Raw genomic sequence first — 22751 nt, 5'->3', positions numbered from 1 at the left:
CTCGACGCCGAGCGCCGCCCGCGCGGTGTCCCGCACCCGCCACACCACCAGGACGACGACCCGGAGCGCGACCCCGTTGCCGTCCGCCGCCGGCAGATCGCGGATGCGTGACCGGGGACCACCTTCCAATCCGGGGTCTTGCGGTACCCGAGCGGACTGCTTCCTCGCCCGGGCGATCCTGATGGCGTTCTGCTCCTTACCTTTCGATTACGCGGATACCGCAGGTGATGCTCACGGCGCCGTGCGGCCGTGTCGTTCTCGTCTGCCTGCGCAGCAGTTCGTACCTGCTGCGCCCACTTCGACTTCTGGGTACAGCAACAACGCTAGCCCTACGGCGGTGGAATGTCTACTACGGCCAGGACAGTTTTTCTCCATGCCCTGTGCGTCTGATCCTGGCGCAGGTGCACGAGGAAGAGTTCGGGGCAGGCGTCCTCATCAGGGCAGAGACGACGGCACACGCGGAACTCGCCACAGAGGCGGAAGCCGGAGCCCTGCGAACCGGCGCACCGCGTCACTCCGAGGAAGTGTGGATCTCGAATTCGGGACGGTCCCACGGGACGGCGGGCGGGTTCGCGCGGGCGGTCCCGGTCCGAACGGCACCGACGCGGTGGTAGAAGTCCTCGGCGGGAAGGTGCGACACGACCATGACACGGTCGAGCCCGGCGGCACGGGCCTCGGATCGCATGTGCGCGACGAGCAGTCGTCCAATGCCCCGCCCTTGCACGTCGTCGGCGACGAACAGCAGGTCGAGCTCCGGTGGAGCGAGGACGAGCGAGTAGAACCCGAGGACCCGGCCCCCCTGCTCGTCGGGGCCGACGGCCACGAAGACGCGATGGGCCTCGATGTAGTCAGGACCGACCCGGTAGCCCGCGACTGCGGCCGCGTACTTGCCCTCGTAGGCGCCTGAGCCACGCACGAGCCGTGTGAGCCGTTTGGCATCCCGCGCGACGGCCCTCCGTATGGTGATCGGCTGACCGGCCGGGGCAGTGCGTGAACTCATCGGGAGAGTATTTCGCACCGGGGGGCACCTTCGTTCGGAGGGGTCGGCTGCTCGGGCGGGCGTTCCGGCGGCACTGCTTTCGAACAGGAGGACCGGATGAAGCCGGAGGGGGCGCAGCAGGACGACTGACCCGCCCTCGTTCTCCTCGTTCAGAGGTAACCTGACCGCACCGAGAGCTTTTCGCGCAGCGCGACCAGCGGTGCCGTTCCCGGCGAGTGTACGAAACGGGCAGTCGTCCGACGGCTCCCGGGACGGGATCGCACGATGGAACCCGGCGGAACACCAGCCGAAGGCATGTCCTCGGCCGACGCGCACACCTACCGCATGCCCATGCCTCGCCTGACTCTCACCCCGGAGGTCAGCCACGGCCCGCTGGACGGGGCCTGGTGGCCGCGCTGCGATGCACTGGAGCTCGAACTTCCCTCGCTCGTCAGCTCGTTGGAGCCGGACCCGGACACGACGGTGTCGGTCACCGTGGATCCCGCGGAATGGCCCGACACCCCTCGCACCGTCATGGCGCCCGGCCGGGTGATCTCCGTGGAGCCGGCCGGCCCCGGCGGCGAGACGCACGTCATCTCCCTGGACTGCGGTTCCGTGGGACGCTGGGTGCTCCTGGTCGTCCCGCCGGATGAGCCGGCCGGAACGGCCGCCCGGCTGCTGGCAGCCGCGGCCGACCCCGAGAACCCGCTGACCGCCGCGCGCATGCTGGCCCTCGCCGAGACCGATCGCCTCGGAGGCACGAGCGGGGCGGCGGAATGAGGCAGGCCGGCGCCGGCACGCAGGACGCCCAGGAGAGCCGAATGGCCGACCCCGGGCAGCGGATCCGCCCGACGACCCGCGTGACCGCACCGCATCCCCCATGGAAAATACGCCGGAAGCCGGACGAGCACAACGCCGATATCTAGTGCCGCCACTACAGAAATTCACCCCGGCGCGGAAGGATAATCACCGGACACTCACGAAAACGCATGCCCGTCTCCACCGGCCTGTGCTAGCGTGAGACCAGTTGCAGTTTTGGTTACCAGAGATTTTTTCTTTGCAGAGCTTTCCGGATCTTTCCGGAGGGGTGATCATCGCGGCGACTCGGCTCCGCAAAAAGTGGAGTCCGGCACTGCCCCCCAAGGGAGATTCAATATGGCATCTGGCACTGTGAAGTGGTTCAACGCGGAAAAGGGCTTCGGCTTCATCGAGCAGGATGGCGGCGGCGCTGACGTGTTCGCCCACTACTCGAACATCATCAGCAATGGTGGCTTCCGCGAGCTTCAGGAAGGCCAGAAGGTCAGCTACGACGTCACGCAGGGCCAGAAGGGCCCCCAGGCCGAGAACATCGTTCCCGCCTGACGCTGACGCGACACGTCGCGAGCCAGCGGCTCGCTCATCATGTGGCTGGGGCCCGTGCTCTTGGGGTACGGGCCCCAGCCCATTGATGTTCCTGTTTCCGGATTTCCCGGATTTCCGGACTGCCGACCCTCCCCGCTCCAGCGTCACGAGGCCCGGCTCTTTTTCCTCCGGCTCATTCTTGCGAATCCTCGTGCGGCCATCGCCGCTGGACGGAATTCCCCGATACGCCGCATCAGGGACCTCATCAAGCGGGGAGACTGCCGACTGGACCAGGTCGCCGTCACCGTTCTGGACGACCTGACGGTGGGCGCCCGCTTCGACGGCTCCGCCGTCCGTGGCGGCGAACTCCACAACCAGGACTTCACCATCCGGCAGACCGCGAGTGATCTCGCCTTCGAAGCCACGGGCAGCCCCGCGGAGCTGGCGAACAGGACGGCGGAGTGGTTCGAGGCAGTCCTCGCGCGACCTCTGGTCCGCTGCGAGTGGCACCACGGAGGAAGGACGTACGCGGTCCGGTACGAGTACGCGGACACGGGGCGCGGCGTCCGTGAGGGCTTCGAGACCCCTCTGGCACCCGACGCGCTGCGGAGACGACTGGCCGCGGACGGCGTGGTCCGCGGCCGAGGCCGGATCAACCGTGCCGGCCTGGGCCCACCAGGAACGGTCCGGCGCGTCATCTCCCGCGGGTCCGGCGGCGTCGGCCGGAATCCCGGCCGCGGCGCCAGGGGCGGCTGCCGCCAAGGCCCGGACGTGCACCTGCCGGTTCGGTCCCGCGGCTGCCCCTCGCCGCGCCGGCCGGTGCCGGTGACGTTTGCGCTGCGGTCGCCGCGGCCACTTGGTCTGCGGGGCGTCTGCGGACGGAAGGTGCCACGGCAAGTGATCACTGTTGGTGTCGAAGAGGAATACGTGCTGGTCGACACGGCCACCGGCCGGCTGGCCGCGCAGGGGGAGAAGGTCCGCGCGGCGGCGGGGCTGGAGCCCTTCGTCGCCGCCGAGGAGATCCAGACGGAGCTGCTGCAGGCCCAGGTGGAAGCGGTCACCCCCATCTGCCGCACACTGGAGGAGGTCGGTGGACATCTGCTGCGGCTGCGGCACGCCGTCACCGCGGCGGCGGAGGCACTCGGCTGCCGCATCCTGGCCAGCGGCACGCCACCGCGGTGCGATCAGTCCGTTCCGGTCACGGACCGCCCCCGCTACCGGGCGATGCAGCGGCAGGCTCCGCAACTCGTGGCCGAACAACTGGTCAACGGCATGCACATCCACGCCGCCGTACCCGACCGGCGCACCGGCGTGGAGGTACTCGACCGCATCCGGCCCTGGCTGCCCGAGCTGACCGCCATGTCGGCCAACTCTCCGCTGTGGGAGGGCGAGGACACCGGCTTCGCCACCTGGCGCACGCTGATCTTCGACCGCTGGCCGGTCAGCGGCATCCCCCCGTACTTCGCCGACGACGCCGACTACGACCAGCGTGTGCGCCGCCTGGTGACCAGCGGGATCATCGCCGACACCGGCCAGCTGTACTGGCAGGCCAGGCTCTCCGAACGCTATCCCACCATCGAGGTACGCTGCTGCGACGTCCAGCTGCGCACGGACGAGGCCGTGATGTTCGCCGGTCTCGTGCGGGCCCTGGTGCAGCGCGCGATATGGGACGCCGCCGACGGCGCGCCGAGACCCGAGTCGGATCCGGAGCTGCTGGAAGCGGCCATGTGGCAGGCCGCCCGCCACGGCCTGTCCGCGGACCTGATCGACCCTGCCGGCCACCGGCATCGGGCCGGGGACGCGGTGTGCCGGCTGATGCGCCACGTCGGCCCGGCACTGGACCACGCGAGTGACGCCCGCGAGGTCCGGGCGCTGGTGCACCGGCTGCTTCAGGAGGGCACCGGAGCGGACCGGCAACGGCAGGCGCTGGCCCAGGGCGGTGTCGCCGCGGTCACCGACATGATCATGGGCGTGAGCGCGATGTCCTGAGCCGTCCGCCGCGGTCAGCCACCGGTGACCTTGTCCGCCAGCGAGCTGTACGTGAGCTGCAACGCGTCCGCGCCGGCCAGTGCGGCGAGCGCCCCCATGACGGTGCGGGTGGCGCGCGGCCAGAGCAGCTGTCCGGCGGTGAGGGTCGAGGCCACCCAGACGCTCACGCAGTACGGGCAGCTGACCAGCTCGCCGACCGTCCCCCCGCCGCCCTCGGACCGTGCCTCCTCGTGCAGCTCGGCCGGACCCTGCGGGCCCTGGAACGTGGTGAAGGGCGCCCTGAGCGGACTGGTCACCGGCGCCTTGCTCAGCAGCCGGCTCAGCCGGAACGTCGCCACCGCGGTCAGCGCCACGTCCCAGGGCTCGGGCCGCTCCGGCAACGGGCGCCCGCGCATCCCGACCGCCACCCCCCAGGCCGCGGCGTACGCGCCGAAGGCAGCCATGGCGGCCGTGTAGCCGCGCAGCGGACGCTCCTCCCCCGCCGCGTACGCACGCCCGGTACGCCGCAGTCCTCGCCGCGGACGTTCCGCGAAACCGCCGTGAGCCGCTGTGCCCATGGTCCCTGCCCTCTGCTGTCGGCCCCTGTCCGCGCCGGCCAGGCCGAGCGGGCCGACCGGGCCGACCGGGCCGACCGGGCCGGAACCCATCGTCGGCCGTTCCGGGGAAACGCTCCGCGCACCCCGCCCGGCGGCCGGAGTGTTTGTGCCCGGTAGGACCGGGTCGGCGGAGTCGCGGCGGCCAGGCCGGCCAGCCCTCGGCGCACCGGGCCTGCGCCACCGCCGGGCTGCTCACCACGGCCGGCGGGTCCGGCCGACCGCCCGGTCAGGGCAGGGTCCACCAGCGGACCGTGACGAGGTAGAAGACGGCGGCCCAGAAGACCATCGCCGCGGCGACGATACCGAGGCCGCGGAGGTTGGTGCGTACCGCCGGATCGCCGGGGGGTGGCCGCAGCCAGCGCCCGAGGAGCGGGTTCACGTAGTAGGGCATGGTCAGGAAGCTCATGAGGAAACTGGACAGCAGGTTGCCCACCAGCAGGCCGATCCAGAGCCGCAGGTGCAGGGGGGACAGCGCGAGCGTCAGCAGCACGACGGTCGGGTACAGGCCGACCCAGACGGCGAGCGAGGTCCTGGTCTCGGAGGGCGGTGGCGGTGTGTGCTTTCCGCTGCCCTCGAAGGCGAACCAGCTGCCGAAGGAGTTGTCGATCGTCCGGAGCCGGAAGTCGCTGAACTTCTCGCCCTCGGCCAGCACCTCCCGCCGCTCGGGCGACGTCAGCCAGGCGTCGAGGTGCTCGGCGCTGTCGTAGCGGTACAGCGTGGTCCATTCCTCCTGGAGTCCCTCGATGGGGCGGAAGAGCTCGGTCCCCCGAAACCCCTCGAACCTGCTCTCCGCCTCGACCATGTGCCGCTGCCAGTCGAGGAAGTCGTCGACCTGCTTCGGATGGACGCGGTGGGTGACCACCACGGTGACCAGCGGGTCCAGGGACCGGCTGCCGCTGCTGACCACCTGCTGGGTCGCCGGGCCGTCGAAGTACCTGGCGCCGACGTCGAGATAGGTCTGCCTGGTCCCGCTGTTGATCCACGCCTGCAGATGCGCCACCGAGTCGAACCGGTAGACGACGACCCAGTCGGGCTGCAGCGGTGTCGGCGGGGAGACCTCGGCGCCGAGGAAGCCCGGGTAGTGGGCGGCCGCGGTGTTGAGGCTCTCCTGCCAGGCCTGGAACTCCTCGTCCAGGCCCGGCAGGACCTTCTGGCCGATGATCGCCGTCGCCGCGGCGGCCACGTTCTTCTCGGTGTTCATGCGGATCGACCCGCCGGCACCGAGCGGCCCGCGGGGAGCCGGCCGTAGACGCGTTCCGGGGTCAGCGGCAGCGCGCGGTAGCGGACGCCCGTCGCGTCGTGCACCGCGTTCGCGAGTGCGGGGGCCACCGGGTTGATGCAGCACTCCGCCATCCCCTTGGCCCGCACCGGCCCCACCGAGTCCGCCGAGCCGACCAGCAGGACCTCGGTGCGGGGGATGTCCGCGCAGGTGGGGATGCGGTAGTTCCTGAGGTTGGGGTTGACCATGGCGCCGTGGTCGTCGAGGTGGTGGTTCTCGGTCAGCACGAAGCCGATCCCCTGGGCGACACCGCCCTCTATCTGTCCCCGGACCTGGGCCGGGTTGACGATCACCCCGGCGTCCGCCGCCTGCACGCTGTACAGGATCCGGATCTCGCCCGTCACGCGGTGCACGGCGACCCGGAATCCCTGGGTGTTGGAAGTGACGCTCCGGGGCGAGCCGTACGCCTTGCGCGCGGCGGTGAACCGGATGCCGCGGGTGCGGGCCGAGGCGACGAGTTCGGCCAGCGTCAGCCGGCGGTCCCCGCAGCGGACACCGTCGTCGTCCATCGAGCACAGGACGACATGGACGCCGGTGTACGCGGCCGCGAACGCCAGGATGCGGTCGCGTACGGCACCGGCCGCCCGCAGCACGGCGTTGCCCGCGACGAAGAGGCCGGCGCTCGCGAAGGCACCGGTGTCGAATCCGGTGCGGTCGGTGTCGGACTGCACCAGCCGGATCCGGGACGGGGTCGTGCCCAGCTGCTGGGCGGCGATCTGGACGTGGGCCGTGGAGGTGCCCTCCCCGAACTCGACGGTTCCCACGGCCACTTCGTAGACGAGGTCGTCGCCCAGGGTCACCCAGGCCTCGGAGAGGTGTTCCGTCGGGGGCGCGGTCTCGTGCAGGGAACTCGCCACACCGGCTCCGACCAGCCACTGAGGTCCGGGCGGTGGCCGGTCGGCGGTACGGGCGAGGGCCTCGCCCACCAGGTCGAGGCACCTGGCCAGTCCGTCCTCGGCGAAGACCACGTCGTCGGGGCCGTCGTCCAGAGCGACCAGGGGCTCCCCCGGCCGCACGATGTTGCGCCGTCGCAGTTCCAGCGGATCGAGGTGCAGGGCGCGGGCCAGTTCGTCCATCGCCGACTCCACGGCGAACGCCGGTTGCGTCATCCCGTAACCCCGCAACGCGCCGCTCGGCACGGTGTTCGTGTAGACGGAGTACGCGTCGTACTTCTTGTTGGGGCAGCGGTAGATCATGACGGCGGCTCCGCCCGCGTACAACGTCTCGCCGCCGTGGTTGCCGTAGGCGCCGGTGTTCGAGACGTTGCGCACCTGGATGGCGGTGAGCGTTCCGTCGGCCTTCGCACCGAGCCTGACCGTCAGGGTCATCGGGTGCCGCGGCGAGGCCGTGGTGAACTCCTCCTCACGGGTGAACTCCAGACAGACGGGCCGCCCGGTGTCCAGAGCGGCGAGCGCGACCAGGTCCTCGGTGATCACCTCCTGCTTGCCGCCGAACCCGCCGCCGACCCGCTTGCAGAACACCCTCACCTGGTCCGGGCGCAGCGCGAACAGGTACTCCAGTTTGACCTTCGCGATCGACGGTGACTGCGAACTGGTGCGGACGTTCAGCCGGCCGTTCTCCAGCCAGGCGATCGAGCCGTGGGTCTCCAGATGGGCGTGCTGCACCCGCGGCGAGACGTACGTGCCCTCGTGGATCACGTCGGCCGCGGCGAATCCGGCGTCGACGTCGCCGATGTGCGAGTGGAGTTCGAGCAGGATGTTGTGGACGGGATCGCGGACGAACGGGTCGTGGGAGCCGTGCAGTTGGGGGGCGCCGTCGGCCATGGCGGTCTCCGGGTCGAACACCGCCGGCAGCACCTCGTACTCGACGGTGAGCCGGCGGCAGCCCTCTTCCGCCGCCGCGACGGTGTCGGCCAGGACCGCGGCGACACGCTGGCCGGTGAAGCGGACCGTGTCGTCGAGGATGTACGTGTCGTCCGGGTCGACGAGGTGGTCGGTGTGGATGGCCGTGGTGAAGCGTCTGCGGGGTACGTCCGCCCAGGTGTAGACCCGCCGCACGCCGGGCACCGCGAGGGCGGCGTCGCGGTCGACGGAGAGGATCCGGGCGTGCGCGCGGGGCGAGTGCAGCACCTTGAGGTGCAGCATGCCGTCGATGTGCGTGTCCATGGTGAACTCGGCGTGTCCGGTCACCACGTCGTGGGCCGCGGGCGCGCCGACGCTCGTTCCGACGGCCTTGCCCGGGGCCGCCGTCTCCACCGCTCCTATGCCCTTCACGGCGTCCTCGATCGCGCGGTATCCGGTGCAGCGGCACAGGTTGCCCTTCAGCGCCCTGGGCAGGTCCGCCTTCTGCTCCTCGGTGAGGGCCGCCACCGTCATGATCATCCCGGCGGTGCAGAAGCCGCACTGGAAGCCGGGGGTCTCCTCGAACCGCTGCTGCACCGGGTGCGGTGCGCCGGGCCGGCCGAGGCCCTCGATCGTGGTCACCTCACGGTCCTCCGCGCGGAACGCGGGGGTGATGCAGCTGTGCACCGGGGTGCCGTCCAGCCACACGGTGCAGGCGCCGCAGTCGCCGGCGTCGCAGCCCTTCTTGACGCCGAGATGGCCGAGTTCGCGCAGGAAGGTGCGCAGGCACTGGCCGGGGGCCGGCTCCCGGTCGAACTTCCGCCCGTTCACGAGATAGGTCATGGCAGGTTCCCAGCTGTGAGTTCGCGGCGGATCTCCTCGGCGAAGTAGCGGGTCAGGTGCCGTCGGTGGTCAGGGGTTCCGTTGGGATCGGCGAACCAGAGACCGTCCGGCACGTCGTCGACGCACTGCCGCAGGGTGCGGGCGTCCGGCAGGGAGTCGAAGGCGAGACGGACCGGCCGGGTGGTGCCGGCCGTGATGGTGAGCGCCAGGTTGTTCGCCCCCGCCCGTTGGGTGCCGACGACGAACACCGTCGAACGGCCGAGCCGGGTCAGCGCGAAGCGGCGGTGCGCCGTGCGGGCGCGCAGTGCGTGCTCGGGGACGGTGACACGCCGGAGGAGTTCTCCCGGGGCGAGGATGTTGCGGTGGTCGCCGGTGACGAAGTCGAGGGCGTCGACGAAGCGCACGGAGCCGTCGGGCGCCCACAGTTCGTACCGCGCGTCCAGGGCGGCCGCCAGCGTGATCATCGGGCCGGCGGGCAGGGACAGGCAGATGTTGCCGCCGACGGTGGCCGCGTTCCAGACCTTGAACGAGGACAGGAAGGCCTCACAGCTCTTCCGGAAGAGGTTCCCGGAGGTCCAGTGCGTCGGCCAGGCAAAGGCGTACAGGTCGCGGACGGTGCAGGTGGCGCTGATCTCCAGCCCCTGGTCCGTCCGCAGCAGGGGCTCCCAGGGCAACGCGGTCAGGTCGATCAGCCGTCGCAGGTGGGGCTGCTCCACGGAGTAGAGCCAGGTGCCGCCCGCCAGCCAGGCGTCGCCCTCGTGCCACTCGGGGCCCGGCCGCTCGGACGGCCGCCTGATGACTTCGGTGATGGTGGTGAGGTCCATGAGAGCCGGCCTACGGGGAGCGGGACGCGGGAGGAGAAGCCGTCATCGCGCACCGCCCGGAGCGGCTGAGCCGCGACGGACCGGCGGCCCCGAATGCTGTTTCCAGCCTATCCCCGTATCCGGTGCGGTGACCGGCCGCTATCCCCCGGCGCGGAGGTCCAGGACGGCCATGACCCGTTTTCCCGGTGGCGCGGGAACGGTCCACACGTGGCTGCACAGCCGCCGGACCAGACGCAGGCCGTGGCCGCCCACCCGTGCCGGGTCGTCCTCGCGCAGTTCGGGCGGGGCCGGTGAGCAGTCCCGGACGGCGATCAGCAGGTGTCCCGCGCGGGGTTGCAGTTCCAGGACCAGTTCCCCCGGGCCGGGGGCGTGCCGGATCGCGTTGGTGACGAGTTCACTGACCACGAGCTGGGCGTCCTGGCTCGTCCGGCTCTCGGGCCGGTGTCCCTGACGGGCGAGGAACGCGCGTACCGCGCAGCGGGCCTCGGCGATGGACGAGCGGGCTCCGCCCCAGGCCACACCGCACCGCCCCGGTGGCGCGAGGGGTTCCTCATCCGCTGCCTGCTTCCTGATCGGGACGGCCATGGGTGTGTCTCCGGCAGGTGTGGTCCGTGTCGTGTGTGCACACCGTGTGCTGGTGATTCCGGGTTCAGGTACCCGTGAGAGCGGTCTTCATGAGGGCCACGGGCCGACGGTCTTCACGACGGGTCCGCGCCGTCCGTGACCGGGCGGCCGTCGGTGACGGTGAACAGCTCCAGGGTGCCGCTGATCTCCAGGACCCGGCTGACCGCGCTCCGCAGGGGCCCGGCCAGCACCAGGGCCCTGCCGTCGGCCTGGTGGCGGTGGCGGGCCCGGATCAGCGCGTTGAGGAGCATGCTGTCGGCGAAGGTGACCTCGGCGAGGTCCACCACCGTGACCGGCATCGCCGCCCGGTCGGCCGCCTCCCAGGCGCGCTCGAACTCACCGGCGTCCTCGTAGTCGACCTCGCCGCGCACGGTGAGCACGAAGGCCTGCTCACGGCGGTCGACACGGGTGCTCAGGCAGCAGGAAGCAGGCATGGCGCTGTCCTCACGTCACCGGTTCACCGTCATGCGGCCCGCCTCGGCGGGTACACGGATGGCTGCGGGTCTCTCCGGCGGGCCCGCGGCGTGCGGGACACAGGGCACGGTCACCGCCGACCGTGCCGACGGGAGGCAGCCGAAGGATGTGAGGGTGATCCGAAGAACAGTTGCCGTTTGACAATAATAGCCATGAGGCAAGAGAGTAGCCGCGTCGGACGTACGCGGGGAAGGACCTGGAATGATCCGGTGGACGGAGACCGCTCCGGGCACCGCCCACCGTCGACCAGCGGTGGGGGCACCGGTGCGGTGAAGGCTCTCTCAGGCGGTGCGGCTGCCCTCGTCCGGAGCCTCGTCGGTTATCTGCGCGGCCGCGGTCGCACAGAACGCCTCCAGTCCCTCCAGCAGGGCAACGCGCTTGGCCGCGGGCATGTCGGCCAGCACCTTCTGCAACTCGCTCTCCCGGCGGGCACGCAGATCCGCGAGGAAGAAGCGCCCCCGGGCGCTGAGATGGAGCCGTACCTCGCGCCGGTCCTCCGGGCTCACCAGGCGTTCGACGAATCCCGCGGCCTGCAACCGGTCGCACAGCCGGCTCGTTGACGGAGGGGTGGAGGCGAGGAACTCGGCAAGGGTGCGAAGGTTGATGCCGTCATGGTGCTCGAGGACGTGCAGCACGCGAAGCTGGGAAGCAGAGGTGGGCGCGGTCGAGGCCCGTCCCCAGACGACCTCCAGCAGCTCGACGGCCCGCGTGGTCACGCGTGCGACCTCGTCGGGCTCGGGGCGGCGGCGGAAGGCAGTCACGGTCACACTCTCGCAGGCACTGGGGCGTCTCTCAGCGTACTAGCAGCCGACGCCGGCCAGGGACCCCTCGGATGACAGACGCGGCTCGTCGCGGAGCCCGGCCTCGGCCGGGGCCGCGCGACGCCAGGAGAAGGAATGGTGCACTCACCGTCGTGAACAGATTCGAAACCGCTGAACGCGCCCTGCGCACAGCGGCTCCCCACGAATTGCTGGACGCCGTCCGTGTCGTACTGGCCGAGCAGTACGACGCGAAGGACGTCGAGCTGTTCATGGCCGACTACGGCCTGACCGTGCTTCAGCCGGTGTCGGTGGCGCCGCACAACCTGGAGCCGCTTCCCGTGCACGGCAGCCCGGCCGGCCGGGCCTTCGGCTCCCAGGTGCCGTACTGCGAGGAGGGCCGGGGCCGGGGAGCCCGGGTCCATCTGCCGGTCAGCGTGCGCGGCGACCGGCTCGGCGTGCTCACCGTGACGCTGCGGGACGGCGCGGCGGCGGCACCGGAGTGCGTCGCGGAACTCGCCGAGATCGCCGACGCGCTGGCGCACGAGGTGATCGTCGCCGAGCGGGACACGGACCTGTACCTCCAGGCCCGGCGCAAGGACCGGCTCACCCTGGCCGCGGAGATGCAGTGGCACCTGCTGCCCGGCCGGTCCTGTTCCCGGCCGGAGTACGACCTGGCCTGCCAGCTGGAGCCCGCCTACGCCGTCTTCGGGGACAACTTCGACTGGTCCGCCACGGCCGACCGGCTGATGGTGTACGTCACCAACGGCATGGGCGAGGGCATAGAGGCGGCCCTGCTGACCAGCCTCGCCGTCAACGCCCTGCGCAACGCCCGGCGCGCCGGGATCCCCATCGCGGACCAGGCGGCCCTGGCCGACCAGGCCGTCTACGCCCACTACCAGGGCCACCGCTACCTGTCCGTCCTGATGCTGGACGTCGACCTGGCGACCGGCCGGGCGAGCGTGGTGGACGCCGGTTCCCCGCAGCTGCTGCGGCTGCGCGGCGGCACCGTCGAGCACGTGCCGTTCGAGGCCCAGCTGCCGCTCGGCATGTTCGAGGAGACGGACTACGTGGCCCAGGACTTCGCGGTCGCGCCCGGGGACCGGCTCATCTTCGTCAGCGACGGCGTCCACGCGGTGCACTCGCCCAAGGGCGAGACGTACGGCGAGCGGGCCCTCGCCCGGGCCATCCACTCCACCCGGCTGCTGCCCGCCGCCGAGGTGCCGCGCGCGATCCTGCGCGAGCTCGCGGGGCACCGCGGCGAGGCCGTCCTCGCGGAGGACGACGCACTGGTCGTCTGCCTGGACTGGCGCGGCCGACAACCGCGGTGACCCGAATCCGGCGGCCCGACGAGCCCCGGGCCGACAGGGCGGGGCGGCGCCGCAGGGGAACGACCGCCGGCTGGCGCCGCAGGTGAACAACTGCCGGGTGGCGCCGCGGGTGAACGGCCGTCTCGGCGCGGCCGCCGGGAACGACGTCCTCGGCGCGGCCGACGCAGACGCCCGCATCGCCGCGGCCGGTCGGAACGACCCTCTCGGCGCGGCCGGTGCGCACCACCTTCTCGGCGCGGCCGACGCAGACGACCCTATCGCCGCGGCCGGTCGGAACGACCCTCTCGGCGTGGGCGGTGCGCACCACCTTCTCGGCGCGGCCGACGCAGACGACCCTATCGCCGCGGCCGGTCGGAAAAACCCTCTCGGCGTGGGCGGTGCGGATCGCCTTCTCGGTGCGGGCGGCGTGGGTAGGTACGTCATGGTTCCGTGCTGTCCTCTGTACCCGGTCCGGCGTTGCGCGCTGCGAGGAACCCCCGGAGGCCTAGTTCCAGGGCCTCGCGCTCGGCCGGCCGCATGGCGCCGAGCACGAGGGCCAGCCTGCGCGATCTGCGCCACGTCACGTCGTCGAGCGCCTGCCGGCCCTGCCGTGTCAGGCGCAGTCGCACCGCGCGCCGGTTGCGCGGGTGCGATTCCCGCTCCAGCAGACCGGCCGCCTCCAGCCGGTCGCAGAGCCGGCTGGCGGTGGGCGGCCCTATGTCCATGGCCACGGCCAGGGCGGTGAGGTTGATTCCCGGCTCCCGCTCCAGCGTGCGCAGGGCGCGCAGTTGGTGCGGCGACAGCCGCGGACTCGCGCTGTGCGCGGCGCCCGACCACAGGTCCGCGAGACTGTCCACGGCGTCGGCCATCGTCCGGGCCACTGCCAGGGGACCGTCCCGCGGTCCGCCCGAGCGGCCGTCTTCGGAACCCTCCAGACCAGTCACGCGGCATCGCTTTCCGACATCGCCCGCATACGGGTACCACCTCTGCTTCCTCGCGGTACCCGGCCGGAGGCCGGACCAGCCCCCGGCACCCTCGGCCTCCACAGCATCTGCACGGCCTCGCGACACTCCCGTGCCCGCGCGCGGTCAGGCGGAGAGCAGCGAGTCGTCCTCGACGCGGCCGCCGGGCAGGCGGTACCGCGCCACGACGAGGGCGGCGTCGACGTCACTGGTACCAGTCGCCACGCACAGCGTGTAGGCGATGTCGGTCATCCGCCGGCGTACGGCTTCGTCGCCCTGGTCGGCGTGCAGGACGCGCAGCGCCTCGTACTGCTCGATCAGGTCCGTCAGCACCGCGGGGTGTGCCATGAGCATCGCAAGCCTCCTGCCTGAGGGTTCACCTGGATCATGCAACGGCCGCGTGCCCCGGCCCCGGAACTTCATTCCTGCGGCGGCCGGTACCCGGGTGCCGGCCGGCTCCCGCCCTGTGCCGGACCGCCGAAACCCAGCAGCGGATCGTCGAAGAGCGCGAGCCGGGCGGTGACGCACTTGCCCACGGGCTCCCGCCGGGCCGCGAAACCCTGCACCACCGCGAGCACGATCTCCAGGCCGTGCTGCCCCACCCGTCCGGCGTCGGCGGCGCGGGCCAGCGGCAGGGTGGGATCGGTGTCCCAGACCTCGATCTCCACCGCGCCGTCGACGACCCGCAGGCGCAGCAGCACGGGTCCGGGCGCGTACTTCAGCGCGTTGGTGACCAGTTCACTGACCACGAGCTGGGCCAGGTCCATGGTGCGGTCGGTGACCGGCAGCCCGTGTTCGGCCTGGACTCCGGCCAGGAACCGGGATGTGCGGTCCCGCGCGTCGGCGATGCAGCCGGCCGCCCCGTCCAGGGCGATGGTGACGTCGGCAGGTGCGGCTTCCGGCATCCGGGAACACTCCTCGGGCGGGACAGGCTCCGCCCTGCCACTGACATGCAATACCCCGTTCATGGGCGCGCGTCTACCCGGTCTCGGCGATCGTATGCCCGCGCTGCCGGAAGCCGGTCGGGCGGCGGGCGCATCACCCCGGGAATCCGGGGCAGCGTTGGCTGCAGGAAGGGGGCTCAGCCCGTACCGAGGGTGCGAAGGACGGAAGTGGCAGACAACGCAGGCAACCAGGAAGCAGCGGGACGCGGCCAGTTGTCCGTGGTCCGTGCGGAGGTCGACGGCATCGTCGTGCTCGGCCTCCGCGGCGAGATCGACCACCAGAGCGTGCGCGCGCTGACCCGGGAGATGCCTCCCGTGGATCCCGCGACCGGCACCGGCTCCCGGGTGGTCGTCGATCTGAGCGGGGTCACCTTCATGGACTCCAGCGGAGTCAACGCGCTCGTCGCCGCCCACCACACCACCCGGGCCGCGCAGGGGTGGCTGCGCCTGGCGGGCGCCCACGGCGCGGTGCTGCGCACCATGCAGCTGGTGGGACTCGACTCCGTCACCCCCTGCCACCCGACCGTGGAGGAGGCCCTCGCGGCATGACGCCCGAGCTCCCACGACCGGCTCCTCCCGCTCCACTGGTGTCGTCCCGCCGGTAGGCACAAACCGGTCGGGTACCCCGTCCGGGCCTTGTCATGCCGCTTGTTTCTGGCGCCTTTTCGCCTGGTCGCGGCTTTCCGGCCAGGCTTTTGTTGCCGCACGACAACTGAGTTAGTCTGCGATCGATTTTCTCGTCGGCAGGAGCCGTCGAACGGGCGTCGCCACCCATGGTGGGGCTGCACGGCGCCGACCCGGCCCGGGTCCTCGGGGTGGGGACCCTGCGAAGCGGAACGAGGGTGGGGATGACCGGCACTGCGATGGACGCCCAGGTGCAGGGCGGCCCGGGCGAGCAGGAGCTCCGGCAACTGCTCGCCGGGCTGACGGCGGTACGCGACGGCGACTTCGGCACCCGCCTGCCGTCCGACGGGCCGGGTCTGCTCGGCGACATCGCCACGGTGTTCAACGGCATGGTCGACCAGCTGTCCGTGTTCACCTCGGAGGTGACCCGGGTCGCCCGCGAGGTCGGCACCGAGGGCACGCTGGGCGGTCAGGCCGAGGTGCCCGGGGTCTCCGGCACCTGGGCGGACCTGACCGATTCGGTCAACGCCATGGCGGGCAACCTGACCACGCAGGTCCGCGACATCGCCCAGGTGGCCACGGCGGTGGCCAAGGGCGACCTGTCCCAGAAGATCGACGTGCCCGCGCGCGGCGAGATCCTGCAGCTGAAGGAGACCGTCAACACGATGGTCGACCAGCTGTCCTCGTTCGCCGACGAGGTCACCCGCGTCGCCCGAGAGGTCGGCAGCGAAGGGCGCCTGGGCGGCCAGGCGCAGGTGCCCGGGGTCGCCGGTGTCTGGCGCGACCTCACCGATTCGGTCAACTTCATGGCCGGCAACCTCACCTCCCAGGTCCGCAACATCGCCCAGGTGACGACCGCGGTCGCGCAGGGCGACCTCTCCCAGAAGATCACCGTCGACGCCCGCGGCGAGATCCTCGAACTCAAGAACACCATCAACACGATGGTCGACCAGCTCTCCGCGTTCGCCGACGAGGTCACCCGCGTCGCCCGCGAGGTCGGCACCGAAGGGCGCCTCGGCGGGCAGGCCGACGTCAAGGGCGTCAAAGGCACCTGGCGGGATCTCACGGACTCCGTGAACTTCATGGCGGGCAACCTCACCGCGCAGGTCCGCAACGTCGCCCAGGTGGCCACCGCGGTCGCGCAGGGCGACCTCTCCCAGAAGATCACCGTCGACGCCCGCGGCGAGATCCTCGAACTCAAGAACACCATCAACACGATGGTCGGCCAGCTCTCCGCGTTCGCCGACGAGGTCACCCGTGTCGCCCGCGAGGTCGGCACCGAGGGCAACCTCGGCGGGCAGGCCATCGCCCGGGGCGTCTCCGGGACCTGGAAGGACCTCACGGACAACGTCAACGTGATGGCGTCCAACCTGACCGGGCAGGTCCGCTCCATCGCCCAGGTCGCCACGGCCGTGGCGCGCGGCGACCTCTCGCAGAAGATCACCGTGGAGGCCAAGGGCGAGGTCGCCGCGCTGGCGGACGTCATCAACACCATGGTCGACACGCTGTCCGCGTTCGCCGACGAGGTCACCCGCGTCGCCCGCGAGGTCGGCACCGAGGGCCGCCTGGGCGGCCAGGCGCACGTGCCGAACGTGGCCGGCACCTGGAAGGACCTGACCGACAACGTCAACTCGATGGCCAACAACCTCACCGGGCAGGTGCGCAACATCGCCCTGGTGACGACCGCGGTGGCGGGCGGCGACCTGTCGAAGAAGATCGACGTGGACGCCCGGGGCGAGATCCTGGAGCTGAAGACCACCATCAACACGATGGTGGACCAGCTGTCCTCGTTCGCCGCCGAGGTCACCCGCGTCGCCCGCGAGGTCGGCAGCGAGGGACGCCTGGGCGGCCAGGCCGAGGTGGAGGGCGTCGAGGGCACCTGGAAGCGGCTGACGGAGAACGTCAACGAGCTGGCCGGGAACCTGACCCGGCAGGTCCGCGCGATCGCGGAGGTCGCCAGCGCCGTCGCCGAGGGCGATCTGACCCGCTCGATCACCGTGGAGGCCTCCGGCGAGGTCGCGGAGCTGAAGGACAACATCAACGCCATGGTGGGGTCGCTGCGCGAGACCACCCGGGCCAACCAGGAGCAGGACTGGCTCAAGACCAACCTGGCCCGTATCTCCGGCCTGATGCAGGGCCACCGCGAGCTGCCCGTCGTGGCCGAGCTGATCATGGACGAGCTGACCCCCCTGGTGGCGGCCCAGTACGGCGCGTTCTACCTCGCGGAGGACACCGAGCGCGGACCTGAACTGCGGCTGGTGGGCTCGTACGGAGCTCCGGACGACGCGGAGCGGCCGACCCGGATCCCGGTGGGCCGCTCGCTGGTCGGGCAGGCCGCGCGCAACCGGCGTCCGATCACCGTGGAGGAGCTCCCGGAGGGCTATGTCACCATCTCCTCCGGTCTCGGGCAGGCGCTGCCCCGCGCCCTGGTGGTACTGCCCATCGTGGTCGAGGAGCAGGTCCTGGGCGTCATCGAGCTGGCCTCGCTGACCCGGTTCACCCAGATCCACCAGGACTTCCTGGCGCAGCTCATGCCGACCATCGGCGTCAACCTGAACACCATCGTGGCCAACGCCCGCACCGACGAGCTGCTGGAGGAGTCGCAGCGCCTGACCGCCGAACTGCAGTCCCGGTCGGAGGAGTTGCAGGTGCAGCAGGAGGAACTGCAGCGCTCCAACGCGGAGCTGGAGGAGAAGGCGTCCCTGCTGGTCGACCAGAACCGCGACATCGAGGCGAAGAACCTGCAGATCGAGCAGGCCAGGCAGGAGCTGGAGACCCGGGCGCAGCAGCTCGCGCTGGCCTCCAAGTACAAGTCGGAGTTCCTGGCCAACATGAGCCACGAGCTGCGCACCCCGCTCAACAGCCTGCTGATCCTCGCCCAGTTGCTGGCCCAGAACCCGTCGCGCAACCTCACGCCCAAGCAGGTCGAGTACGCGGGCATCATCCACTCGGCGGGCTCGGACCTGCTCCAGCTCATCAACGACATCCTCGACCTGTCCAAGGTGGAGGCCGGCAAGATGGACGTCGCTCCGGAGCGGGTCCCGCTGCGCCAGCTGTTGGAGTACGTCGAGGCGACGTTCCGTCCGATGACCTCCCAGAAGAGCCTGGACTTCGCGGTGGCCACCGCTCCGGGAACCCCCGCCGACCTGCTCACCGACGACTCGCGGCTGCGGCAGATCCTGCGCAACCTGCTGTCGAACGCGGTGAAGTTCACCGAGCAGGGCGGAGTGCGGCTGCGGATCGAACCGGCCGCCGACCGCGAGGTGCCGCCGGAGGTCCACCGCGGCGGGCCCGTGGTGGCCTTCCGGGTCATCGACACCGGCATCGGCATCCCCCAGCAGCAACTGGAGACGATCTTCGGCGCGTTCCAGCAGGCCGACGGCACCACCAGCCGCAAGTACGGCGGCACCGGGCTCGGCCTGTCCATCACCCGGGAGATCGCCCACCTGCTCGGCGGTGCGGTCACGGTCGACAGCACCCCGGGGCAGGGCAGCACGTTCACGCTGTATCTGCCGGTCGCCCGTGCCGACTTCGAGGAGCTGTTGGAGGCCGGGGGCCGGCCGGTGGAGCAGACCCACCACGAGGCCGACGCCGAGGAACTGCCGGTGCCGCGTGCGCTGTCCGCTCCGGCGGCGGCCGAGCCGCGCAGACGCCGTCTGCTGGTGATCGAGGAACGGCCGCGCGGGCTGCTCACGCTGGTCGCGGAACGGGCCGTGGCGGACATCGCGCAGGGGCCCGACGATCCGCACGGGCCGATCGACATCATCACCGCGGTCGGGGCGCAGGAGGCGGCGAGCACCCTGGCGGCCCAGGCCTGCCACTGCGTGGTGCTGGAACTCGGCATGCCCGGCCAGGAGGGCGCGGGCTTCCTGGAGGCCATGCGCGGTGACTCGGCGCTGGCCAGCGTGCCGGTCCTGGTGCACACCGGGCACCGGGTGGATCTCGCCCAGGAGCAGGGGCTGCGGGCACTCGCCGGTGACCGCCCGCTGGACTTCCTGGCCAGCCTGGACGACCTGCGGGAGCGCATCACGCTGCACCTGTCGGCCGAACAGCCCGGCGACGTGCTGTCCCTGGTGCGCGCCGAGGAGTCCCACCACGCGGCCGCGCAGGTGGTGGACGACGCCTTCCGGGGCCGGACGATCCTGGTCGTGGACGACGACGCCCGCAACCTCTTCGCCCTCAGCGGGGTGCTGGAACTGCACGGCTTCCAGGTGCTGCACGCCGACAACGGCCGCAAGGGCATCGAGATGCTGCTCGCGCACCCCGACATCTGCCTGGTCCTGATGGACGTGATGATGCCCGAGATGGACGGCTACACCGCCACCGCGGAGATCCGCGCCATGCCGCAGTACGCCGAGCTGCCCATCATCGCCGTCACCGCGAAGGCCATGCCGGGCGACCAGGAGAAGAGCCTCGCGTCGGGCGCCAACGACTACGTCACCAAGCCGGTGGACACGGGCGACCTCATCGCCCGCGTCCGGCGCTGGCTGCCCGGGTGACCAGGCGGTACGGCCGCGACCGCCATCAGCCGACCGCCTGACGCCCCGGGGCGTCCCTGCCGAGGAACAGACTGACCGTGAGTGATCTCCGTCGCCCGCCCGACCCAGAGGGCACCCGTCCCCCGGCCACCGGGGGCGAAGCCCCCACCTCCGCCGACACCAACCGGGTCGAGGCCACTGACGCCGCCCAGACCACGCCCGACGGTGCCGCCGACGCCGCCCGAGGCGGGCCTGGTTTCGTCGATGCCGTGGCGGACGGGGGCGTCGTGGGGGCCGAGGCTGGGTCCGTCGATGCGGCGGTCGCGTCGGCGGTGGCTGCCGGCGGGGCGAGCGGGGACGCGGCCGAGCCAGAGGCGGGGTCCCTTGATGCGGCGGTCGCGTCGGCGGTGGCTGCCGGCGAGAGGGGCGAGGGCCCGGCCGAGCCAGAGGCGGGGTCCCTTGATGCGGCGGTCGCGTCGGCGGTGGCTGCCGGCGGGGCGAGCGGGGACGCCGCCGGGGCCGAGGCGCTTGGTGCGGCGGTGGCGGGCGGTGGCGGTAAGCCGTCGCCTGTCGGGAGGCTCACCGCCACCGTGGCGCGGCTGCGCCAGGAGGTGCGGGCGGCGCAGGCGGAGGCCGACGGACGGGCGCTGATCGAGCTGGCGAAGGGCATCCTGGTCGAACGGCTGCGCTGCGGTCCGGCCCAGGCGGCACGCCAGTTGGCCGAGCTGGCAGGGCAGGCCGGGGTCACCCCCCTCGAATTCGCGGTCGACGTCATCAACCAGGCGGCCCGCGACCGGCTCTCGGAAGTGACGGAGGCGTTCCTCGCGGCCACCGCGGCCCGCGCCGAGGCCGGGGCCGGGCGGTCGTCGGCGCACGGCCGCTCGTCGGCCGTGCGGCTCCGAGAGGCCGAGAGCGGCGTGCTGGCCGCCCACGACACCCAGGCCGTCGCCGACTCCCTGCTGGAACACGCCCTGACGCCGCTGGGTGCGCGGGCGGTGGCCATCTGGGCGCTGGGTGCCGACGGTTCCCTCTCCCTGGCCGGCACCGCGGGATTCTCCGCCGCCGAGGCGGGTCGCTGGCGGCACGTGCCGCCGGGCGTGACGACCGTGGCCCGCCGGGGGCTGGCGGAGCGCACGGGCCATTGGATCCGCAGCCTGGCCGAGACCGGCATGCCCTCCATCGGCCAGCACGACCACCCGGAGGGCGGCCGGGTCGCCCTGCCGGCCGGGACCGGCGGGCGGATCCACGGTGTTCTGGAGATCGCCTGGCCCACCCCGCTGGACTCCCCTCCCCCGCCCGTCGTCCGCCAGATCGAGGCGCTGGCCGAACTCTGCGCGCACACTCTGGAGGGCTACGACCCGGACGCGCCGGGCGGTGCCGAGGGCCCCCGTCTCCTGCCCGACGTCACGGAACTCATGGACCTGGCCGACGGGCTGCACGACCCCGCGCTGGTGCTCGTGCCCGTGCTGGACGCCGACGGGGAACTCGCCGACTTCCGCATCCATCACGCGAACGCCCGCTTCCTGGACCCGGCCGGCCGGCCCCGGGGCGTCGTGAACGGTGCCCTGCTGCTGGAGACGTACCCGATGGCAGCCGGTCACAGCGAGCTCTTCGAGCGGATAGAGCGGGTCCACGCCACCGGCGAGCCGTACCGGGCGCACCGCATGCGGCTGACCGCGCTGGTCGGCGACGTCGCGCTGGCGGCGGTCGCCGACATCAACATCAGCCGGCACGGCAGCTGTGTCCTGCTGGTCTGGCGCATCGAGGACGAGACGGCCCGCCTGGCCAGCCTGCTCCAGCACGCCCAGCGGCTGGGCCGCATCGGCGGCTTCGAGGAGAACCTGCTCACCGGCGAGATCACCTGGAACGGTCAGCTGTACCAGCTCTACGGCAGGCCCGACTCCGCCAGCCCGGTGGCGCTGGAGGACCTGCCCGCGCACGCCCATCCGGACGACGCGGTGGCCATCGGACGGTTCCTGCGCACCCTGCTGCACCACCGGCGGGCCGCGTCCACCGCCTTCCGCCTCCAGCGGCCCGACGGGGTCACCCGGCACATCCGGGTGGTGGCCGAGCCGGTCCTGGACTCCGACGGCCAGCTGTACGTCGTCCGCGGCGCCTACCAGGACATCTCCGCCCACCACTGGACCGAGGTCGCCCTCGCCGCCACCCGCGACCAGCTCGCCCACACCGAGCAGCAGGCCAGTGAGCGCAACCGGCTGGCGCTCCAGCTCCAGCACGCCATCATGCCGCCCACGCACACCCCGCTGGAGGTCCCCGGGCTGGACCTCGCCGTGCGCTACCGGCCCGCGGAGACCCAGCATCTGATCGGCGGCGACTGGTACGACGCGGTCCTGCTGCCGTCCCGGCTGGTGCTGCTGTGCGTGGGGGACGTCGCCGGGCACGGCATAGACGCGGCCACCAGCATGGTCGTCCTGCGCAACGCGCTGCGCGGGCTCGCGGTGACCGGCGCCGGCCCGGGGCAGCTGCTCAGCTGGCTCAACATGGTGACGCACCGCCTGACCGGCTCCGTCACCGCGACCGCGGTGTGCGGTCTCTACGACCCGGACCGCCGCACCCTGCGCTGGGCGCGGGCCGGGCACCTGCCGCCCGTCCTGGTGCGGGGCGCGGCGGCGGAGCCGCTGCCCCTGGTGCAGGGCCTGCTGCTGGGCGCCGTGCCGGAGGCCGGGTACGAGGAGCACGAGGTGCAGCTCGCGGTCGGCGACACCCTGCTGATGTACACGGACGGTCTGATCGAGCGCCGGGACCGGTCCGTGGAGGAGTCCCTCGCGCAGTTGCTGAAGGCCGCGCGCTCGGTGCCGCCGGCCCTGGATCAGCAGGTGGACCGCCTGCTGACGCACAGCCGGTCCGACACCGACGACGACACCTGCATCGTGGGGATCCGCGTGACTCCATGACTGTCGGCG

The 22751-nt window shown here is 71.9% G+C and carries 18 protein-coding genes; 7 read left to right on the top strand and 11 right to left on the bottom strand.

The window, feature by feature from the left end; genetic code table 11:
* Nucleotides 1-511: 511 nt before the first annotated feature.
* Complete coding sequence (locus AB0M11_RS15920; RefSeq protein WP_365705608.1) at nt 512-1000, bottom strand: GNAT family N-acetyltransferase; 489 nt, start codon at nt 998-1000, stop codon at nt 512-514.
* A 330-nt stretch (nt 1001-1330) separates the two neighbouring features.
* On the opposite strand from AB0M11_RS15920, the gene AB0M11_RS15915 reads away from it, so the two are divergent.
* The 3 genes from AB0M11_RS15915 to AB0M11_RS15905 all read left to right on the top strand — a co-directional run bounded on the left by AB0M11_RS15915 (nt 1331) and on the right by AB0M11_RS15905 (nt 4309).
* Nucleotides 1331-1759 (top strand): DUF5994 family protein, encoded by a 429-nt coding sequence (locus AB0M11_RS15915; protein WP_365705605.1) that lies wholly within the window; start codon nt 1331-1333, stop codon nt 1757-1759.
* Nucleotides 1760-2134: 375 nt separating this feature from the next.
* Complete coding sequence (locus AB0M11_RS15910) at nt 2135-2341, top strand: cold-shock protein (protein WP_360154462.1); 207 nt, start codon at nt 2135-2137, stop codon at nt 2339-2341.
* 876 nt (nt 2342-3217) lie between these two features.
* Nucleotides 3218-4309, top strand: a complete 1092-nt coding sequence (locus AB0M11_RS15905; protein WP_365705622.1) for a glutamate--cysteine ligase — start codon at nt 3218-3220, stop codon at nt 4307-4309.
* A 14-nt stretch (nt 4310-4323) separates the two neighbouring features.
* Here the strand turns inward: AB0M11_RS15905 and AB0M11_RS15900 are convergent, their stop codons facing one another.
* The 7 genes from AB0M11_RS15900 to AB0M11_RS15870 all read right to left on the bottom strand — a co-directional run bounded on the left by AB0M11_RS15900 (nt 4324) and on the right by AB0M11_RS15870 (nt 11518).
* Nucleotides 4324-4866 (bottom strand): DUF1360 domain-containing protein, encoded by a 543-nt coding sequence (locus AB0M11_RS15900; protein ID WP_365705602.1) that lies wholly within the window; start codon nt 4864-4866, stop codon nt 4324-4326.
* 265 nt (nt 4867-5131) lie between these two features.
* Nucleotides 5132-6106 (bottom strand): antibiotic biosynthesis monooxygenase, encoded by a 975-nt coding sequence (locus tag AB0M11_RS15895; protein WP_365705601.1) that lies wholly within the window; start codon nt 6104-6106, stop codon nt 5132-5134.
* On the bottom strand, nt 6103-8829 hold the full coding sequence (locus AB0M11_RS15890) for a molybdopterin cofactor-binding domain-containing protein (RefSeq protein WP_365705599.1): 2727 nt from the start codon (nt 8827-8829) through the stop codon (nt 6103-6105). The genes AB0M11_RS15895 and AB0M11_RS15890 overlap by 4 nt, the downstream gene beginning before the upstream one ends.
* Nucleotides 8826-9653 carry an FAD binding domain-containing protein gene (locus AB0M11_RS15885; protein ID WP_365705597.1) on the bottom strand — a complete coding sequence of 276 codons (828 nt, stop codon included), beginning with the start codon at nt 9651-9653 and terminating at the stop codon, nt 8826-8828. Before AB0M11_RS15885 ends, AB0M11_RS15890 begins: the two co-directional genes overlap by 4 nt.
* A 138-nt stretch (nt 9654-9791) precedes the next feature.
* Nucleotides 9792-10238: an ATP-binding protein gene (locus tag AB0M11_RS15880; protein ID WP_365705595.1), complete on the bottom strand. Its 447-nt coding sequence runs from the start codon at nt 10236-10238 to the stop codon at nt 9792-9794.
* Nucleotides 10239-10351: 113 nt separating this feature from the next.
* Nucleotides 10352-10711 carry an STAS domain-containing protein gene (locus tag AB0M11_RS15875; protein ID WP_365705592.1) on the bottom strand — a complete coding sequence of 120 codons (360 nt, stop codon included), beginning with the start codon at nt 10709-10711 and terminating at the stop codon, nt 10352-10354.
* A 321-nt stretch (nt 10712-11032) separates the two neighbouring features.
* Nucleotides 11033-11518 carry a MarR family transcriptional regulator gene (locus AB0M11_RS15870; RefSeq protein WP_365705590.1) on the bottom strand — a complete coding sequence of 162 codons (486 nt, stop codon included), beginning with the start codon at nt 11516-11518 and terminating at the stop codon, nt 11033-11035.
* 146 nt (nt 11519-11664) lie between these two features.
* Here AB0M11_RS15870 and AB0M11_RS15865 point away from each other — a divergent pair, with 146 nt between their 5' ends.
* Nucleotides 11665-12840 carry a PP2C family protein-serine/threonine phosphatase gene (locus AB0M11_RS15865; protein WP_365705588.1) on the top strand — a complete coding sequence of 392 codons (1176 nt, stop codon included), beginning with the start codon at nt 11665-11667 and terminating at the stop codon, nt 12838-12840.
* A 419-nt stretch (nt 12841-13259) separates the two neighbouring features.
* Here AB0M11_RS15865 and AB0M11_RS15860 read toward each other — a convergent pair whose 3' ends face one another.
* The 3 genes from AB0M11_RS15860 to AB0M11_RS15850 all read right to left on the bottom strand — a co-directional run bounded on the left by AB0M11_RS15860 (nt 13260) and on the right by AB0M11_RS15850 (nt 14686).
* On the bottom strand, nt 13260-13763 hold the full coding sequence (locus AB0M11_RS15860) for a MarR family transcriptional regulator (protein WP_365705585.1): 504 nt from the start codon (nt 13761-13763) through the stop codon (nt 13260-13262).
* Nucleotides 13764-13907: 144 nt separating this feature from the next.
* Nucleotides 13908-14135: a DUF5133 domain-containing protein gene (locus AB0M11_RS15855; RefSeq protein WP_365705583.1), complete on the bottom strand. Its 228-nt coding sequence runs from the start codon at nt 14133-14135 to the stop codon at nt 13908-13910.
* A gap of 65 nt (nt 14136-14200) precedes the next feature.
* Complete coding sequence (locus AB0M11_RS15850) at nt 14201-14686, bottom strand: ATP-binding protein (protein ID WP_365705581.1); 486 nt, start codon at nt 14684-14686, stop codon at nt 14201-14203.
* Nucleotides 14687-14893: 207 nt separating this feature from the next.
* Between AB0M11_RS15850 and AB0M11_RS15845 the strand changes: the two genes are divergently transcribed.
* The 3 genes from AB0M11_RS15845 (at nt 14894) to AB0M11_RS15835 (ending at nt 22742) form a co-directional block, all read left to right on the top strand.
* On the top strand, nt 14894-15274 hold the full coding sequence (locus AB0M11_RS15845; RefSeq protein ID WP_365705579.1) for an STAS domain-containing protein: 381 nt from the start codon (nt 14894-14896) through the stop codon (nt 15272-15274).
* A 299-nt stretch (nt 15275-15573) separates the two neighbouring features.
* Complete coding sequence (locus AB0M11_RS15840) at nt 15574-19848, top strand: HAMP domain-containing protein (protein WP_365705577.1); 4275 nt, start codon at nt 15574-15576, stop codon at nt 19846-19848.
* A 77-nt stretch (nt 19849-19925) separates the two neighbouring features.
* Nucleotides 19926-22742 (top strand): SpoIIE family protein phosphatase, encoded by a 2817-nt coding sequence (locus AB0M11_RS15835; protein ID WP_365705575.1) that lies wholly within the window; start codon nt 19926-19928, stop codon nt 22740-22742.
* Nucleotides 22743-22751 lie beyond the last annotated feature (9 nt).

Origin of the sequence: Streptomyces sp. NPDC051987, from assembly GCF_040680735.1 — a bacterium.
Classification (GTDB): Bacteria; Actinomycetota; Actinomycetes; order Streptomycetales; family Streptomycetaceae; genus Streptomyces.
Note: the sequence above shows the minus strand (reverse complement) of the source record. Positions and strands in the feature narration are given on the sequence as shown.

Coding starts and splice junctions, on each gene's coding strand:
- AB0M11_RS15920 (WP_365705608.1), bottom strand. CDS start 1,000: ATGAGTTCACGCACTGCCCCGGCCGGTCAGCCGATCACCATACGGAGG.
- AB0M11_RS15915 (WP_365705605.1), top strand. CDS start 1,331: ATGCCTCGCCTGACTCTCACCCCGGAGGTCAGCCACGGCCCGCTGGAC.
- AB0M11_RS15910 (WP_360154462.1), top strand. CDS start 2,135: ATGGCATCTGGCACTGTGAAGTGGTTCAACGCGGAAAAGGGCTTCGGC.
- AB0M11_RS15900 (WP_365705602.1), bottom strand. CDS start 4,866: ATGGGCACAGCGGCTCACGGCGGTTTCGCGGAACGTCCGCGGCGAGGA.
- AB0M11_RS15895 (WP_365705601.1), bottom strand. CDS start 6,106: ATGAACACCGAGAAGAACGTGGCCGCCGCGGCGACGGCGATCATCGGC.
- AB0M11_RS15890 (WP_365705599.1), bottom strand. CDS start 8,829: ATGACCTATCTCGTGAACGGGCGGAAGTTCGACCGGGAGCCGGCCCCC.
- AB0M11_RS15885 (WP_365705597.1), bottom strand. CDS start 9,653: ATGGACCTCACCACCATCACCGAAGTCATCAGGCGGCCGTCCGAGCGG.
- AB0M11_RS15880 (WP_365705595.1), bottom strand. CDS start 10,238: ATGGCCGTCCCGATCAGGAAGCAGGCAGCGGATGAGGAACCCCTCGCG.
- AB0M11_RS15875 (WP_365705592.1), bottom strand. CDS start 10,711: ATGCCTGCTTCCTGCTGCCTGAGCACCCGTGTCGACCGCCGTGAGCAG.
- AB0M11_RS15855 (WP_365705583.1), bottom strand. CDS start 14,135: ATGCTCATGGCACACCCCGCGGTGCTGACGGACCTGATCGAGCAGTAC.
- AB0M11_RS15850 (WP_365705581.1), bottom strand. CDS start 14,686: ATGCCGGAAGCCGCACCTGCCGACGTCACCATCGCCCTGGACGGGGCG.
- AB0M11_RS15840 (WP_365705577.1), top strand. CDS start 15,574: ATGACCGGCACTGCGATGGACGCCCAGGTGCAGGGCGGCCCGGGCGAG.